Genomic DNA, 16,713 nt, shown 5'->3' with positions numbered 1-16,713 from the left:
ATCCTTATTTTGTACGGATCCAAACAGCACCTGCAGAGTTGTCTTTCGCTTCACCGACAACGTCAATGACGAGCCCGTATTGCGGAAGTTTACGTCCTGCATCTGGGATGAGTGAGTTGATGTACGAATTCGCATCATTGAACTGTTTCACGCCAGCTTGTGCTTTGTAGTCATACACACCACGACTTGGTGAATCGATGTACCAAGCGAGTGTTTTATCAAGACTGAATGCAGCATCAGCGATTTGGTAACGCGTGCTACCTGCAACTGTCTCTTTCCCGTTCAAGTTTCCGATGAGCGCCTCTGGGTGAGAGTCGACGACACCGAGGAAGCCTTCACCAGGGTGGACACCGACCCAGTTGTCTGTGTACGAGTCATCACCGTACCATACGACAAGACCAGTGTTGTATTTCACGCCACGGCCGTTGAGAAGACCCATATCCGACCCGGCATGGTTACGCCATTCGAGGTAGTAGTAATGCGGTTTTGAATCGTATCCGTCTGAGTTGACAAATCCATCAAGTGTGACGGCTTCAGCACCTTCCGCATCGTCTGCGAAAAGTGTTGCTGATTCTGATTGGATTGACAAGTTGTCGACCGCGAAGCCTTTCATTGCGACGCCGCCATCTGTCACGTATTCGAATACAATCTGGACATCTTGTCCAGCGAATTGTGAGAGGTCATAAGATTTGTTGACCCATGCACCGTTCGTCGTCTCAGCAGGGTATCCAGCTTCGTTTGCACCGTTGACGTCATCACCGAACACATCGAGAACAACTTCTTTACCGCCGCTGACGGCTTTCACATACAAGTAGTCGTAATCTGATTCAACTTCATAGAATGAATCGAATGTGAGGACACCGTCCGCACCAAGTTTCACGCTAGGTGTAGCCATTTCCGTATGGATGTCGTCACCTTTTGTCGAGTAGTAGTAGCGCTCGCCATAAGCTGGTTCGATTCCTTTAATCTTCTTATCAGGAAGGTTGACTTTGATAATTCCTGGGTTGTTTGACTTCGTCACAGATTGGTCGAGTTGTGAGACAAAACCTTGTGAGTTGATATCTTCAAGGTCGACTTCTGTGATGTTCGCCCAGTTTCCACCCATGATTTTTTGGAAGTACTCTTTGTTTTGTGGTGAGAAGCTTGTTGGCTCTGTACCAGCGACTTTACCAGCCCAGCTACCACCACTCATGATTGACCATGATTGTACTGGCTCACCTTGACCTGTGTACTGCGTATCGTACTCATCTGGAAGACCGAGGTCATGTCCAAATTCGTGTGCGAAGACGCCGACTGCGCCGTCTTCTGGTTGAATCGTGTAATCGTACGCCGCCATTTTACCGCCCCAGTAAGGAACTGCAGCTTCTGTGTTGGCTACCGGATAAACGCCGTTAAGGACCCAACGGTGTGACCATACTGCATCGTCACCGAGTGCACCACCACCAGCTTCTTGACCAGTACCAGCGTGGATGATCATCAAGTGGTCGACGAGGCCGTCTGGCTCATTGAAGTCACCGTCGCCATCCAAGTCGTAAAGATCGTATTGATCGTGCTCGGCAAGATTGATTCCTGATGCGACAGCAGCGTTCAATGCATCTTTAACAAGTTGTCGCGGACCAGGACCGACGTTATCATGACCACCATCGCCTTTGTCTGCACCATAGTCTTTCGCAGTTCCTGGTACGGTTAACCATTCAGAAACTTCTCCGTCGACCGTGTAACTTCCACCTGATTGTTCTTCATAGTATTGTTTGAACGTTTGAACCTTTTCTCCGTTGAAGAGTTCAAATGGTTGGTCACCAAACATATAGTTCTCATAGTGCTCTTTGCTGAAGTTGTTACTATACATATAGCCTGCTTCTTGAATAATGTTATTGTGTTTGAAGTCGCTATACTCGACGAGAAGGACGAGGACCTTATCTTCACGCACTGCACCGTTATAAGATGATTGTTGTGCCGGAGAAACCTTCACTTGACCGTTCGGTTTTCCTTTACGGTAGTTCGCTTGTCCCTTTTTCGCTTTGTCGAGAATTCGTTCAGTTTCTTTTTCGAATTGAGTATGTATCTTCTCTTTTGCTTTTGAAGCCTTCTCATTCAATTCGTCGTCGTGCTTATGTGGATCTTTCGCTTCACCTTGTTTTTTCGCGATGTACGCGTCGACCGCTTTCATGCGCTCAGATGCTGACAATCCTTTTTTGATGACGCCACGCTTCTCGAGTGCTTTTGCGAGACGATCTTCATCGATGATGTTGTGGTCGAACGGAGCGAGCTCGCTCGTTGTCGGTACAGATGGTGCAACCGATAGCGGTGCAGCACCAGCAGCCGGAACGATACTGACTGTCATGGCAGATGTCATGAGAGCCGCGAGTGTCGTTCGACGGATGGAACGATTTTTCATTTGTATGAACCTCCTGTAAAAAAATAATGGGAAAATGTGTGAGCTTGTTGTAAATGTACCGTTTGTGTCTGATTAATGTCAATATTCAGAAAATAATAACCAGAAAAAGAGTCTAAAGACCTATTTAGTCAATATGAACTAAATAGTCTTAGACTCCAGGTCGATATATCCATAATGGAACTTCGATGTTTTTCGCTTTATGTGAGTAAAATCATAGCGTTTGAAGGCATCGCTCTCGAAATGCGCCTTTAAGACAATTCGTTTCTTAGCTACTCGTTTCGCTTCAACCATCAACTCTTCCGAGAGTGGGGAGGTGTCGGCGATTGAACGAAGTGGGTTCAGATGAACCGATTCTGAAATCGTCTTTTCGAACATCGGATCAAAGTAAATACAGTCGAACGAATTTTCCGCACATGTTTTCAAATATGCGAGAGAATTCGCATGAACGACCTCAATACGGCGCATCGCCTCATTGACCTGCTCATCTTTTTCGAACCATACGGACATACCTTCCCGGACGAGTTGTGCCGTTATGAATTGGCTCTCAAGACCGATTACTTTTCCGGTTGAGCCGACGGCATGGCTCATGACGATACTGTCCGATCCGAGTCCGAGCGTACAGTCTAACATACGATCACCAGGTGTTGCTTGTAATGCGTCAATGAGTGGATCTGTTCCACCACGACTGAGTTGCTTCACGCGAAAGACCGAGCTAGAAGGGTGAAAAAAGAATGGCTCTTTACTTTGCAGGGGTGTGAACTCAACACGTCGCTTGTCAAAGACAAGTACATCTTGGTGATGCCGCTTTTTCAATTCTTCAATTGAATGTTTGCGTCGCTCGACAAATTTCATATTGTATGTGGTGGCATGCGTTTGCGCCCGATACAATACTTCGTCTGTCGGACGTAAACAAGTGGTTACGATATACATGGGACGGGCTCCTTCATAAAAAATGAGACGCACTCGCGTCTCATTTTTTCTTACTGAGTAAATCTGACAGTTCGTCAATCAGTGCTTTGTGAGAAGCAAGTTCTTTCTTCTTCTCGTCGTTCACGTTCACCGGACGTTTTGAACGGCTTTGAAGTGCTTCGAGTGTTTCGTCGATTGACGATTTCAACGTATCACGCTCTTCAGGTTTCAAAGATACTTCGTGCGGATTTTCTCCAGACGCATCTAACTCACGAAGGCGCGCCATCAATTGTTTCGCCTCACGATTCAAATCCACTAGTAATCTGTCAATTTGTTCCAAACGTAATTTGATTCCATCTCGTTCTGTAAACATCTGTTTCACCTCTTTTGCGGTTTAACCCTAAGGTCTCTTCCTGTTTACTTTACCATAAAATTTGTTAAACGAAACTACCGGGAATATATTCCATTTATTTTGGCTGTAAGAAACATTGTTTCTCTATCCCCACACGAAGTTCACCTGCTATACTAACTGAGCTAATAAGGAGGTGGGCGGATGGAGACTACAAATCATCCACCAAAAGCGCTCAAGGGAGCGATTGTGTCGATCACGGCATATTTGATCTTATCTATATTAAAAGTGTTCTTCGGATACTTATATGAATCTGAGGCGGTTTTAGCCGATGGATTCAACAATACGACGGATATTATCGCGTCGGTCGCCGTCTATATCGGAATTCGGGTTGCGGCGTTACCACGGGATGCCGAGCATAAATATGGTCACGCGAAGATGGAGACAATCTCCGCTCTCATCGCTTCATTGATCATGATTGCGGTCGGTATTTTCGTCTTCTTTAATAGTCTGTCGAATTTAATCGGGGGGGAATATGCAGAACCGAACCCGTTGGCAGCGGTCGTCGCATTCGCCAGTGCGCTCGTCATGTTCGGGGTGTATCGCTTCAACTTGAACCTCGCGAAGAAGACAAAGTCATTGGCACTTAAAGCTGCGGCGAAAGACAATTTGGCCGATGCGATGATTTCAGTCGGAGCCACACTTGGTGTGCTATTCGCTTATTTCCAACTCCCTTGGATGGACACGGTCTTAGCAATCATTATTGCCGGTATGATCATCCGGACAGCGATCCAAATCTTTTTAGATGCCACCCATCAACTTTCTGACGGATTCCCTCCACACCTTGTCGAGACATATGAGGAAACGATTGAACAATTTGAGCGTGTGAAAGAAGTTCGGGAAATTAAAGGGCGTCATTTAGGAAATCACGTAATGCTCGATGTGACGATTGCAGTTGACGGAGATTTGACCGTGGACGCGGCCCATGAATTGTGTGACGAAATCGAACGAAAACTGGATGAACAGCATGCGGTCGATTCGGTGCATATTCATATTGAGCCGATTTGACGTTCGGTTATCTTTTGCGCTTCATGATTGGATTCGTTTATAATAAGCGCAGACAGATATTGAACTACTAGTTAAGGAGGGCACGGGATGAACATCGTGCGTCAACCTATTCGCCAGATTGATGAGATCGAGTATGAACATTTTCAGAAATATGGAGAAAACTCATATGGCGTTTCTGCTGAAGAGTTGAAAGGGATCCTCGAAGAAATGGGGACGGAGCAACTTTATCATGCAGAAGAGCATAGTTACGGAGAAGACTTTTATTACGACTTGATGGTCGATGACAAACTTGTCGGTAAAGTCTTGTTGCTCAAGCTTGCCCGAGTTTACCAACTTGACCTGATGGTGTTCGATGCATACAAAAATAAGGGATATGCGACGGAAGGTTTACGTCTCGCCTTATTGGACTCAAAATTGATGGATGGACAAACAGTCCGGGCCGGCATTCCACCGACAAGCCCACATCAACAAGAGATGCATCAAGTGCTCGTTCAAAACGGATTTGAAAAGCGGAACGGTCTATATTATTTAAATTTCAAGAAACGATATGTAGTAAACCATTAAGCTGACGGCGTCTCGCACGTCAGCTTTTTTCATATGGAGGGGTAAGGATGAAGCAGGTCACCATTAAAGATATCGCCGAACTCGCAGGGGTCGCAAAGAGTACAGTCTCCCGCTATTTGAACGGTGGGTCGGTAGGGAAGGCGACGAGAGAGAAGCTCGATCGGGTCATTCGGGAAACCAATTATGAACCGAATCAATTCGCCCAAAGTCTTAAGTCAAAGCAGACGAAGATGATTGGGGTCATCGTTCCGCGACTCGATTCTTACGCTGCCTCGCGTACAATGATGGGAATTGATGAACGATTGACAGAACGAGGCTATCAGATGCTTGTCGTCAACACGGCACAACAGACGGAACGAGAGATTGAACAATTATACAACCTCGCCAAACAAAAGGTCGCCGGCATCATTTGGCTCGGGACGACTGTCACCGACCGTCACCTCGAAGCGATAGAGGCGATTCAAATTCCTGTGTTGCTGATTGGTCAACAGCACGACAACGTGCACAGTCTCGTCTATCCGGATTATGAAGCAGCATACGCCCTCGGTAGTGAGTTCACGAAATGGGGTCATCGAGACGTCGTCTATGTCGGTGTTTCGGAAGCAGATATCGCAGTCGGACAAGATCGGCGCGATGGTTTTTTGAAGGCGCTTCATGAGGCGGATGCACGCGTCACAGTCGTTCAGACAACATTTAAAATCGAGGATGCCATCCCGATTGGAGAACGGTTGGCGAAAGAGATTGGCTCGACCTCGCTCATTATTTGTGCAACGGACAATATTGCCCTTGGTGTATTGAAGGGACTGGCGAATCAAGGGATTTCTGTTCCAAATGACATCTCTGTCAGTGGCTTTGGTGGCTATGATTTTACGGAAGTCTTACATCCATCGATTACGACCGTTCATCTTCCGTATCGGCGAACTGGGGCCAAGTCGGCAGATATGATGCTTCAACTTTTACAAGGAAATGACGTCCCGATGAAAACGTTCACAATTTTTGAATTAAAAGTGCGCGAAAGCGTTGACAAGTTGAATTAAATCGTTTACATTTGTGTTGCGGAACCGGTTCCGCAACATTTTTTATTCTGAATTGGAACCGGTACCAATCGTATATAGAACTTATAAGATTTTTGGAGGTGGACGATATGAACACCGTACATTGTATCGGCGAATTGTTGATTGACTGGGTATGCGAGGATGCCTCGAGCGACCTCGTCAACGGAACGACGTTCGTCAAAAAAGCAGGTGGCGCACCTGCAAATGTGGCGGCAGTCGTCAGTAAGCATGGTGGACAGTCGAGTTTTCTCGGACAAGTCGGGAATGACCCGTTCGGTCTTTTCCTGAAACAGACGTTGACCGACAACGGAGTCAGCACAGATAACCTTGTTGAATCGGGAGATACGACATTCGCTTTTGTGTCGATTCAAGAGGACGGAGAGCGGGACTTCACATTCCGTCGCGGAAGTGATGGAGATTATGCGTTTGAATCCATCGATTTGTCATTGATTCAAAAAGGTGATCTCATTCATTTCGGTTCTGCGACAGCATTACTAGACGGAAAACTAAAAGATGCGTACTTCAAATTATTACAATTTGCAAAGCGGGATGGTTTGTTCATCTCATTTGACCCGAACTATCGAGATGCGTTAATCACGGACCTTGAGCAGTTCAAACAAGATGCGAGACATTTCATCGCAGAATCAGACTTCATTAAATTGAGTGAAGAAGAAGCGCATTTGTTGACCGGTAAAGAGCAACTTGAAGACGCTGTTCAAGCACTACTTCAATTAGGTGCAAAACAGATTGCCATCACACTTGGGTCTCGTGGCACGTTGATTGCGACAAGCGCGCATCATGAAATCGTTCCTTCAATCTCGATCGATAGTGTCGATTCGACGGGAGCAGGAGATGCGTTCGTTGGTGCTTATCTATATCGGTTGGCGACGCTCGGATTTGACCCGGAGCGCTTACGTTCCGACATTGAATATGCGAACGTAACGGGTGCATTAACATGTACAGCTTATGGCGCAATTCCAGCAATTCCATCACGACAACTTGTGAATGAAACGTTAGGAGGGAAATGAAGATGGATTACAAAAAAGAAGCAGCATCGATATTAGAAGCGATTGGTGGGAAAGAAAACGTTGCGGCAGCAGCCCACTGTGCGACGCGCCTTCGTCTCGTATTGAATGATGAGTCAAAGGTTGATGAGAAAGCACTCGAACAACTTGATGTGGTTAAGGGAACGTTCTCAACGGGAGGACAATACCAAATCATCATCGGGCAGGGTACGGTCAACAAGGTTTATGCTGAATTTTCACAATTGACAGGTCTTGGAGACATGTCAACGACAGACGTGAAGTCAGCCGGAGCGAAAAAGATGAACCCGCTCCAACAGTTCGTCAAAATGTTATCGGATATCTTCGTTCCAATCATCCCGGCCATCGTCGCCGGCGGTCTCTTGATGGGGATCAACAATTTATTGACGGCACCGGATTTGTTCTTCGAAGGACGTTCATTGATTGACCAGTATCCAGGCATGGCAGACCTCGCAGCAATGATCAATACGTTCGCAAATGCCGCCTTCGTCTTCCTACCTGTACTCATAGGTTTCTCTGCAGCCAAGCGGTTCGGGGGTAACCCGTATCTTGGTGCAGCGCTCGGGATGATCATGGTTCACCCGGACTTGATCAATGCTTATGCACAGGCAACTGTTGAAGAGATTCCGGTTTGGAACATCTTCGGTCTCGAGATTGAGAAGTTAGGATACCAAGGACAAGTCTTACCAGTCCTCGTCTCGACGTATATTTTATCGAAGCTTGAAATCAATATTCGGAAGTTCATGCCGGCGTCACTTGATATCTTGCTTACGCCGTTACTCTCACTCCTCTTCACAGCGTTCATCACGTTCGCATTCGTGGGTCCAATCACACGTGAAGCAGGGAACTTGATCATTGATGGGTTGGTATGGACGTATGATTCACTCGGATTCGTCGGTGGTTTGATCATGGGTCTTCTCTACGCCCCAATCGTTATTACAGGTATGCACCATAGCTTCATCGCGATTGAAACACAGCTTCTTGCTGATATCGCCGAAACTGGCGGATCGTTCATCTTCCCAATCGCTGCGATGTCGAACGTCGCACAAGGGGCGGCTACACTCGCTGTCTTCTTCTTGACTGCTGATAAGAAGATGAAAGGTGTCGCATCAGCATCAGGGATCTCAGCATTACTTGGAATCACAGAGCCTGCCATGTTCGGGGTTAACTTAAAGCTTCGTTATCCGTTCATTGCAGCCATCGTCGGTTCAGCTATCGCCTCTGCTTTCATCGTCGGAAACGACGTATTGGCAGTAGCGCTCGGTGCTGCTGGGCTACCAGGAATCATTTCAATCGCACCTGGTTCGATCATCTCATATATCATCGGTATGGCCATCGCATTCGCCGTGACATTTGGATTGACATTCATCCTCGCGAAGCGACAAGCAAAAAAAGAAGCGGTCCAACAAGCCGCATAATGAAAAAGGAAGTGACACTATGAATTGGACGAAGGCCGAACGTTATCGTTCACTCCGTGACGTGAGCGCCATCGAAATGGAGGTGCTCCGTACAAAGACGGCCGCATCCCCGTGGCGGTTTGGATACCATATCCAGCCGCCTACGGGCCTCCTCAATGACCCGAACGGCTTCGCATATTACGATGGAGAGTACCATCTATTCTATCAGTGGTTCCCGCTCGGGCCAGTTCACGGTCTCAAACATTGGTATCATGTCAGTTCAACCGATCTCGTCCATTGGACGGATCGCGGGGTGGCGTTAGTCCCTGAAACGAAGGAAGATTCTCATGGTGCATATTCTGGAAGTGGATTCGTCGTTGATGACACCCTTCACGTGATGTACACCGGGAATCATCGTACCGACGATTGGACGCGTCACGCCTCGCAAATTATCGGTGTCTTACGTGACGGGGTAATTGAGCGTCGTAATGTGGCGATCCCGGATATTCCAGCAGGCTACACGGAACATTTCCGTGATCCGAAAGTATGGGAAGAAGATGGATCGTATTATGCGATTGTCGGTGCACAGCGAACGGATGAGACAGGATGTGTCGTCTTATATCGTTCGACCGACTTGAATGAATGGACGTTTTTAGGTGAAGTGAAGACCGAGCTTGAGCGGTTCGGTTACATGTGGGAATGTCCTGACGTGTTTGAACTGAATGGAAGACATGTCCTCATTTTTTCTCCTCAAGGGATTGAGCCTGAGGGTCATCGCTACCACAACATCTATCAATCCGGATATGTCTCAGGTACGCTTGATTTAGAAACGCTCGTCTTCACGCACGAGTCATTTGAAGAGCTCGATTTCGGTTTCGACTTTTACGCTCCGCAAACGACGGAGCATGAGGGTCGTCGTATTCTAGTCGGCTGGATGGGCTTACCGGAGATTGAATATCCGACAGATCGCTACGGTTGGGCCCATGCGTTGACGCTTCCTCGAGAACTCTCGGTTGAAGATGGCGTATTAAAACAACGACCAGTCCCTGAAATGAAGCAACTCCGAACTAATCAGTTCGCAGACGAATCAGGTACGCATATCGAAATGATTTCGCCCGAACGTTATGAATTGAAATTGTCGACGTCCGGAGAAGACTTCGAGCTTGAACTATTGAAGACAGAAGAAGAGTCGCTTGTGATTCGGTACGAGAAAGATACACGCGAATTGACCATCGATCGGACAAACGCGGGTGAACCGTTCGCGACCGAGTTCGGGACGACCCGGACAAAAGTGATTAAGGTCACGTCCCTTCATCTGTTCGTCGATTCCTCAAGTGTTGAATGTTTCGTCAATGACGGTGACGCAGTGGCAACGCTTCGCGTCTTCCCAAGTGACGACGAGAAAGGGATTCGCTACGTCGGAGTGGATGCGACATTAGTTGGTTGGAAGTATGAATGAGTGTAAAAGCTGAGCGTTTGCTCGGCTTTTTTATTTTCCAAATTTTGAAACCGTTTCACAAAAACAAACGTATATAAAACGAGACGGGAGGTTAGAGTGATGGATAAATGGATTCGTTGGGCAGATGAGATTCGTAAAATGACGATGTCTTATAAAATCGATACAGAAGAACTCGAGAGAGAAGAAATGGAACGAGTGATGGTGGCGGAGTCATCAGAGCGCGGAACATTTAATCCAGAAGTAGCGTTAGAGTTCCATGAATTGAGCCAGGTGCGGGTGTTCGCGGAAATGCTCCGAAGTTCAGAAGAAATCGAAGGCATTGAGATTGAAGTGGCTCCTGATTTTGACCTTACAATACAGTACAAAGGCGGGGAGTATGAACGTTATCAACTTTGGCTCGGTCAACCGAACCGTCCGAGTGTGATCACGAAACTCGAACGGACGGACGTTATTTGGAAGTTACCAGAACATACGACGAATCGCTTGATAGATATCCTAGGATTAAATACGTAAAAAAGCACCTCTTTTGAGATGCTTATGAGTTGAATCGAATGAACCGTTCGATTTGTCGCTCTGATTTTCTCGCTTGCCGTCCGACCCAAATGAGGTGTCCCGGGCTGTTCAGGATCGTTAGCTGAGCATGGGGAATCAACCGCTTCGCATAATGAGCATGGCGTACGGGGACGGCTTTGTCATTTTTCGAGTGAATGATATAGGTCGGACACGTCACACCGATCAACACCTCGCTTGATACACGCTGCTTCAAGTCGAACTGTGCCCCTAAACCAAACGCCATTTGATTGGCGACACGTTTGAGGAGGAAGATGTCATAAGGAGACACCTCTTCCCGAATCGTCTCAAGTGCCAACACACTCGTCGATTGAATCATGCGTGCCGTCGCTTCGAACGGATGTTTTTGAATGGCACGAGCAACGAACTGTTTCATGATGTATTGAAGTGCGATGAATGCGGGTTGGACAATATTTCTGCTGACTGTGTCCCGATACGGAAAAACGACGACACTCGTCACGGCGGCAGCGAGTGTCAAGCTTCTTACACGTTGGTTTTGGGAAGCGAGCTCAATCGCGGTCGGTCCTCCGGCAGAGATGCCGTAAACATGATATCGATCAATTTTTAGCATTTGCATCAAGTGAGCGAGTCGGGATGCAAAGAGTTGAGGAGATGCTGAAAAAGAGTACGGTGTTTCTCCATATCCGGGTCTAGATGGGACTATGACCCGAAAACCGGACAAAACGAGCTGGTCCACATGGTATGGTTCTAAACTCGATGACTGGGTCCCATGAATCAGTACGATCACAGGACCGTGACCACGGTCTATATATTCAATTTTTGAGCCGTCGACGTGTGCGTAATATTTCACTTCAGATGGCGCCTCCTTAAACAGTTTGTAATGGAAAATACCTTTATTTCGTGGAAATAAAATGATAATGTCTGTTTATACATATTATAGATATAGAAATGAAAGGGGATAGAACCGTGAATAACCGAGAGCGGTTACTTGAAGTTCGACGTTTCTTCGAACGTTACACGGACGAAGCAAATCCTAAAACACTAGAAGATTTGCTCGAATACTTGTCAACAATTGGAGATACTTCTAAGTTAGCAAAAAAATCGGTGAAAGACGATATCCAAGCACTGAATAATTCGGGGTTTGAAGTGCAGGATGAGTTGGAGAAGAATGGTCTCGCCAAAAAATATTGGCACTCTGCTCGTTTGTTCGAGATTCACGAACTTCGGATGATGGTCGATGCCATCGTCGCAGCCAAATTCATCTCGGAAGATGTGACTGAAGAGATCGTTGAAAAGCTTCAAATGCTGACGAGCAATCCTGAGGCGCAGACGTTGCAATCGATCATTAAGACACCGAAGAAAAAGCACGGACAGATACCGTACCATATCGACCGCATTCAGCGTGCGATTCATGAACGGAAAGCCATCTCGTTCCAATATACGGATGTCATCGGATTCGACGTGACAAAGCGGACGTTCCCGCTCCGTCGTGATGGAGAGCGGTACGTCATCAATCCAATCGACTTGCATTGGAATCACGAACAGTATTACTTGATTGGGATCGATGAATCGATCGGAGAGGTTCGGAACTATCGGGTCGACCGAATCGTCAACTCCGAGATTGTAGAAGACGGCACCATTCGTCCGAAACACCATCTTCCAGATGACTATTACCAAAAGTCCTTCAATATGTACAACGGCTTGGATGAGCAAATCGTCTTGTCGGTCGATGAGCGCGTTCTCCCGGTCATCTTCGATAAGTTAGGAGAAGACGTCTCTGTGTCTGAACATGAAGAACGTTTCCTCATCCGTTTCGATGCGGCCGTGTCTGACGGATTCATTTACTGGTTGCTCTCTTTAGGGGCACAAGTAGAAGTCGTTGAACCACTCACGCTTCGCGACCATATGAAGGCAACGATTGAAAAAATGGCAAATACTTATGAGAATACAAGCATTCATTCATCCATCGAGTAATCAGATGTGCTATACTGCTTGCGACACTTAATGAAGGGGGACAGGCGGATGTTGAATTGGATGCCATTGATCATTCCGATTGTCGCTGTCATTTTCGTAACGATCGTCGCAAGGCGCGCCATGAAAATGGATAAAGAGAACTAACACGAAGAGACATCATCCTTGAATGGGAGATGTCTCTTTCGCTATGGAGGTAGAACGTGGATACGATTACACATACGTTATTCGGTTTAACGCTATATGGTGCAGCCGATAAACGTGATTTACAACAACATGAAAAACGAGCCTTGTTCGTTACGACGCTCGTCGGGAGTCAAATCCCGGACAGTGATGTGATTTCAAGACTATGGGACACGGAAGGGATGTATCAGATGTGGCATCGCGGCATCACACACTCCATCTTTCTCGTCCCGCTCTTTGCACTACTCATCTACATACTCGTTCGTCTTCTCTTTCGAGTGACGGACATCCGTTATTTTTGGTGGGCTCTGTTGTCTGTGTTCATACACAACACATCTGACTTGTTCAATGCGTGGGGGACGGGCTACTTCGAACCGATCTCGGACGTGAGGATTACGTTCGGTGTGATCCCGATCGTAGATTTTGTCTATTGGGGCATCTTCTTGGTCGCCTGGCTTGTCGCGCGTAAACAAGAAGTCCGCTATAAAACGTATCGGTATGCATGGTCTGCCCTCGTCCTGTATGTCGCGATTCAAAGTGCGCAAGGAGCTTACTTGTATCAGACATATGCAGATGAACATGACGAAGTGGCGCTCTCGGCTTCATTTATCCCGACTCAGTTCACCGTCATTACGAAGACTGACGAAAACGTATCGCTTTATACAGACTCTATTTACCAAGAGGCAACCTTGCAATACAAATTGACGTCTGACGAACAAGTAAGTCTCGAACCATTGTTTGAAGCGAATCAAGAAGCACTCACTTTGATGAAATGGTCGCCGTTCGTCGTCATCGTGGCGAATGAGGAACGGCTCGGTGTATTTGACCCGCGTTTTTATGACGGGGAGTCTTCTTTCTTATACGAATATATAGAAAGGTAGGACGAATCGATGGAACGCATCCGTTATCTCTTTATTTTCGCTTATGAACAAGCTCTCAGCTGTATTTTCCCAGTCGCCATCTTTGGTGCACTCGCCGTCACGAAATTTGTGGAGTTACCGCTCCCGCGATATGACGTTTTATTTATCTGGTGTGTGTTCGTCCAAGTGATCCTTGTAAAGTCAGGACTTGAAACGATGGAAGAAGTAAGGGTCATCAGCTGGTTCCACGTCATCGGTCTCGGACTTGAACTGTTCAAGGTGCAGATGGGGTCATGGAGCTATCCGGATGAGGCGTTCACAAAAGTGTGGGGCGTCCCGCTCTATGCGGGCTTTATGTATGCGAGCGTCGGGAGTTATGTTGTTCAGGCGTGGCGTCGCCTCGATTTACAGTTCACGAAGATGCCAAACCCAATCATCGCTTTCGGACTAGGCATTGCGATTTATTTTAATTTCTTCTGGCACCATGTTTGGCTAGATCTGCGATGGCTGTTGATTGCACTCATCTTCTTGGCGTTTGGCCGTTCGATTGTTTCGTATAAACTCGATGACCGGCGATTCAAGATGCCGGTCGTCCTGTCATTCTTCTTGATTGCCTGCTTCATCTGGCTCGCTGAAAATATTGTTACCTTTTATAACGGCTGGGCGTATCCGGACCAGTTGAATGGCTGGGACATCGTTGATCTAGGGAAACTATCCTCTTGGTTCCTACTCGTCATCATCAGCATCCTACTTGTCGCTTGGCAAAAGCGAAAGCCCAAATATGAAACGACTTAACTCGACGTGTGTCGAGTTTTTTTATTTTTTCTCCTTGCGTTGAAGTGAACTTCAAGGTGTACGCTTTTATTGTAAGTCGCTTGACGATAGTTTAAGGAGGGAAACAGATGAGTAAGAAAGTAACGGCAGGATACGATCAACTCAGGCAATTCGCACCTGCTTTCGCTAAAGTGAATGATGATGTGCTTTTCGGTCAAATTTGGAGTCGGACGGATGATCTGTCCGCTAGGGATCGCAGTTTGATTACAATTTCCGCGCTTATGGCAACTGGAGCATTTGAACAACTAGGTGTGCACTTGAATCGTGCAAAAGAGAACGGGATCACTCGGACAGTAATTGCAGAAGTCATCACGCATCTCGCATTCTATGTAGGTTGGCCAAAGGCGTGGAGCACATTTGGGATGGCGAAGGAAATTTTCGCTAGCGACGATGAAGCTGCAGATTCTCCGCTCGGAACCTTGTTTGAAACAGGCGACCCGAATCCTTACGGGGAGTTCTTTACAGGGAACAGCTACTTGAACCCACTGCTGTTTGATCAAGAAATGGGCGTGAGCATGGCGAATGTGACGTTTGAGCCAGCTGCAAGAAACCATTGGCACATTCACGAAAATGGCTATCAGTTGCTGATTGTGACTGGTGGCGAAGGTTGGTATCAAGAAGATGGAAAAGAAGCGAAGTCACTTTCGAAAGGTGACGTCATTCTGACAAAAGAAGGAATCAAACATTGGCATGGTGCAAAACGTGACCAATGGTTTGAACATGTTGCGATTACGTTTGGACAGGCGAAATGGTTTGAACCGGTCGATGAATCGATATATGAGGGATTAGATTCAGGAGGTTGACATGAACATTAAACAAGCGGCTGAACAGTTCGATTTAACGACAGATACATTGCGATATTATGAGCGGATCGGATTAATTCCGCCAGTTTCGAGAAATGAAAGTGGTTATCGAGACTACAGCGATATTGATTTGAACTGGGTCTCCTTTATCAAATGCATGCGGGATGCGGGCGTGTCAGTCGAAAGTTTGATTGAATACGTGTCACTGTTCCAAGAGGGAACGGATAGTATCTCGACACGAAAAGAAATTTTGATTGACCAACGCCAGGAACTGGCTGAAAAGATTAGAGTTATGCAAGAGACTTTAGCGAAACTCGATGAAAAAATAGAGGGTTATGAAGAAAATATGCTTGCATTTCAAACTGAACATTTACTAAGCAAAAAAGGAGAGAGCGTACATGAATGAAAACTATACACTAGCGAATGGGGTTAAAATTCCAAAGTTAGGTCTCGGGACGTGGATGATTGATAACGACAAAGTGGTTGAAGTCGTGAAGCAGGCGATTGATCTCGGTTATCGCCATATCGATACGGCACAGGCTTATCAAAATGAAGAAGGGGTCGGACGTGGCGTTCGAGAAAGCGGTATTGCGCGGGAAGAACTATTCCTGACAACAAAACTCGCAGCGGAGATTAAGACATACGAAGAGGCGAAACAGGCAATTGATGAATCACTTCAAAAAATGGGTACCGACTATATCGATCTGATGCTCATTCATAGTCCGCAACCGTGGATGGAATTTGGCGAGGAAGATCGATTCTTTGATGGGAATGTAGAGGCATGGCGTGCATTAGAAGATGCATATGAAACAGGGAAACTCCGGGCAATCGGTGTTTCGAACTTTATTGAAACTGACTTAGAAAACTTGTTCGAACATGGGACGATTCAACCGATGGTCAACCAAGTGCTAGCACATATCAGCAACACGCCATTTGATTTGATTCAATATGCGCAAGACAAAGGAATTCTTGTCGAAGCGTATTCTCCGATTGCGCACGGTGCCGTTCTCGACAATGAAGACTTAATTGAAATGGCGAAACGATATGGTGTGTCTGTCGCGCAGTTATGCATTCGATATGACTTACAGTTAGGTCTCTTACCGCTTCCGAAAACGCAGACATACGAACACCTCCGATCAAATCAGAAGCTCGATTTTACGATCTCAGATGAAGATATGGAGACGTTAAAGCATGTTGAGAAAATCAAGGACTACGGAGAAGCTCGTGTCATGCCTGTCTTTGGTGGCAAGTTAAAATAAAGTGAATCCATCGCTTCCTTTGTTACGTAT

The 16,713-nt window shown here is 46.6% G+C and carries 17 protein-coding genes; 13 read left to right on the top strand and 4 right to left on the bottom strand.

Going from position 1 to position 16,713, the window contains the following annotated elements:
• Positions 1-4 precede the first annotated feature (4 nt).
• The 3 genes from ACQKD4_RS06830 to ACQKD4_RS06820 form a co-directional block, all read right to left on the bottom strand.
• Positions 5-2,398, bottom strand: coding sequence for an immune inhibitor A domain-containing protein (locus ACQKD4_RS06830; RefSeq protein WP_427372866.1), 2,394 nt, complete (start codon positions 2,396-2,398; stop codon positions 5-7).
• A 138-nt stretch (positions 2,399-2,536) separates the two neighbouring features.
• Entirely contained in the window at positions 2,537-3,328 is a 792-nt protein-coding gene (locus ACQKD4_RS06825; RefSeq protein ID WP_427372865.1) for a class I SAM-dependent methyltransferase, read from the bottom strand.
• Between the two features lie 40 nt (positions 3,329-3,368).
• The gene (locus ACQKD4_RS06820; RefSeq protein WP_026826028.1) at positions 3,369-3,680 is read right to left on the bottom strand and encodes a hypothetical protein; all 312 of its coding nucleotides are present in this window, start codon (positions 3,678-3,680) and stop codon (positions 3,369-3,371) included.
• Positions 3,681-3,860: 180 nt separating this feature from the next.
• On the opposite strand from ACQKD4_RS06820, the gene ACQKD4_RS06815 reads away from it, so the two are divergent.
• The 7 genes from ACQKD4_RS06815 to ACQKD4_RS06785 all read left to right on the top strand — a co-directional run bounded on the left by ACQKD4_RS06815 (position 3,861) and on the right by ACQKD4_RS06785 (position 10,755).
• The gene (locus tag ACQKD4_RS06815) at positions 3,861-4,724 is read left to right on the top strand and encodes a cation diffusion facilitator family transporter (protein ID WP_427372864.1); all 864 of its coding nucleotides are present in this window, start codon (positions 3,861-3,863) and stop codon (positions 4,722-4,724) included.
• 87 nt (positions 4,725-4,811) lie between these two features.
• The gene (locus ACQKD4_RS06810; RefSeq protein WP_214783163.1) at positions 4,812-5,288 is read left to right on the top strand and encodes an N-acetyltransferase; all 477 of its coding nucleotides are present in this window, start codon (positions 4,812-4,814) and stop codon (positions 5,286-5,288) included.
• Positions 5,289-5,335: 47 nt separating this feature from the next.
• Positions 5,336-6,325: a LacI family DNA-binding transcriptional regulator gene (locus ACQKD4_RS06805; RefSeq protein ID WP_214745164.1), complete on the top strand. Its 990-nt coding sequence runs from the start codon at positions 5,336-5,338 to the stop codon at positions 6,323-6,325.
• A gap of 107 nt (positions 6,326-6,432) precedes the next feature.
• On the top strand, positions 6,433-7,371 hold the full coding sequence (locus tag ACQKD4_RS06800) for a carbohydrate kinase family protein (protein ID WP_074034503.1): 939 nt from the start codon (positions 6,433-6,435) through the stop codon (positions 7,369-7,371).
• Positions 7,372-7,373: 2 nt separating this feature from the next.
• The gene (locus ACQKD4_RS06795; protein WP_427372863.1) at positions 7,374-8,804 is read left to right on the top strand and encodes a sucrose-specific PTS transporter subunit IIBC; all 1,431 of its coding nucleotides are present in this window, start codon (positions 7,374-7,376) and stop codon (positions 8,802-8,804) included.
• Between the two features lie 19 nt (positions 8,805-8,823).
• Complete coding sequence (locus ACQKD4_RS06790; protein WP_427372862.1) at positions 8,824-10,242, top strand: glycoside hydrolase family 32 protein; 1,419 nt, start codon at positions 8,824-8,826, stop codon at positions 10,240-10,242.
• A gap of 99 nt (positions 10,243-10,341) precedes the next feature.
• Positions 10,342-10,755, top strand: a complete 414-nt coding sequence (locus tag ACQKD4_RS06785) for a hypothetical protein (RefSeq protein ID WP_427372860.1) — start codon at positions 10,342-10,344, stop codon at positions 10,753-10,755.
• A 22-nt stretch (positions 10,756-10,777) separates the two neighbouring features.
• Here ACQKD4_RS06785 and ACQKD4_RS06780 read toward each other — a convergent pair whose 3' ends face one another.
• A complete protein-coding gene (locus ACQKD4_RS06780; RefSeq protein WP_427372859.1) occupies positions 10,778-11,623 on the bottom strand; it encodes an alpha/beta fold hydrolase in 846 nt (281 codons plus the stop codon).
• 116 nt (positions 11,624-11,739) lie between these two features.
• Here ACQKD4_RS06780 and ACQKD4_RS06775 point away from each other — a divergent pair, with 116 nt between their 5' ends.
• The 6 genes from ACQKD4_RS06775 (at position 11,740) to ACQKD4_RS06750 (ending at position 16,683) form a co-directional block, all read left to right on the top strand.
• The gene (locus ACQKD4_RS06775) at positions 11,740-12,747 is read left to right on the top strand and encodes a helix-turn-helix transcriptional regulator (RefSeq protein ID WP_214692229.1); all 1,008 of its coding nucleotides are present in this window, start codon (positions 11,740-11,742) and stop codon (positions 12,745-12,747) included.
• A gap of 200 nt (positions 12,748-12,947) precedes the next feature.
• The gene (locus ACQKD4_RS06770) at positions 12,948-13,808 is read left to right on the top strand and encodes a metal-dependent hydrolase (protein WP_427372858.1); all 861 of its coding nucleotides are present in this window, start codon (positions 12,948-12,950) and stop codon (positions 13,806-13,808) included.
• A gap of 9 nt (positions 13,809-13,817) precedes the next feature.
• Positions 13,818-14,582 carry a DUF817 domain-containing protein gene (locus ACQKD4_RS06765; RefSeq protein WP_427372857.1) on the top strand — a complete coding sequence of 255 codons (765 nt, stop codon included), beginning with the start codon at positions 13,818-13,820 and terminating at the stop codon, positions 14,580-14,582.
• Between the two features lie 107 nt (positions 14,583-14,689).
• Positions 14,690-15,424, top strand: coding sequence for a carboxymuconolactone decarboxylase family protein (locus ACQKD4_RS06760; protein WP_427372856.1), 735 nt, complete (start codon positions 14,690-14,692; stop codon positions 15,422-15,424).
• Between the two features lies 1 nt (position 15,425).
• Positions 15,426-15,830: a MerR family transcriptional regulator gene (locus ACQKD4_RS06755; RefSeq protein ID WP_427372855.1), complete on the top strand. Its 405-nt coding sequence runs from the start codon at positions 15,426-15,428 to the stop codon at positions 15,828-15,830.
• Entirely contained in the window at positions 15,823-16,683 is an 861-nt protein-coding gene (locus tag ACQKD4_RS06750) for an aldo/keto reductase (RefSeq protein WP_427372854.1), read from the top strand. The genes ACQKD4_RS06755 and ACQKD4_RS06750 overlap by 8 nt, the downstream gene beginning before the upstream one ends.
• Positions 16,684-16,713 lie beyond the last annotated feature (30 nt).

The sequence above is a fragment of the Exiguobacterium sp. NPDC077395 genome (assembly GCF_050269125.1).
In the GTDB taxonomy this organism is placed as follows: domain Bacteria; phylum Bacillota; class Bacilli; order Exiguobacteriales; family Exiguobacteriaceae; genus Exiguobacterium; species Exiguobacterium aestuarii_A.
Note: the sequence above shows the minus strand (reverse complement) of the source record. Positions and strands in the feature narration are given on the sequence as shown.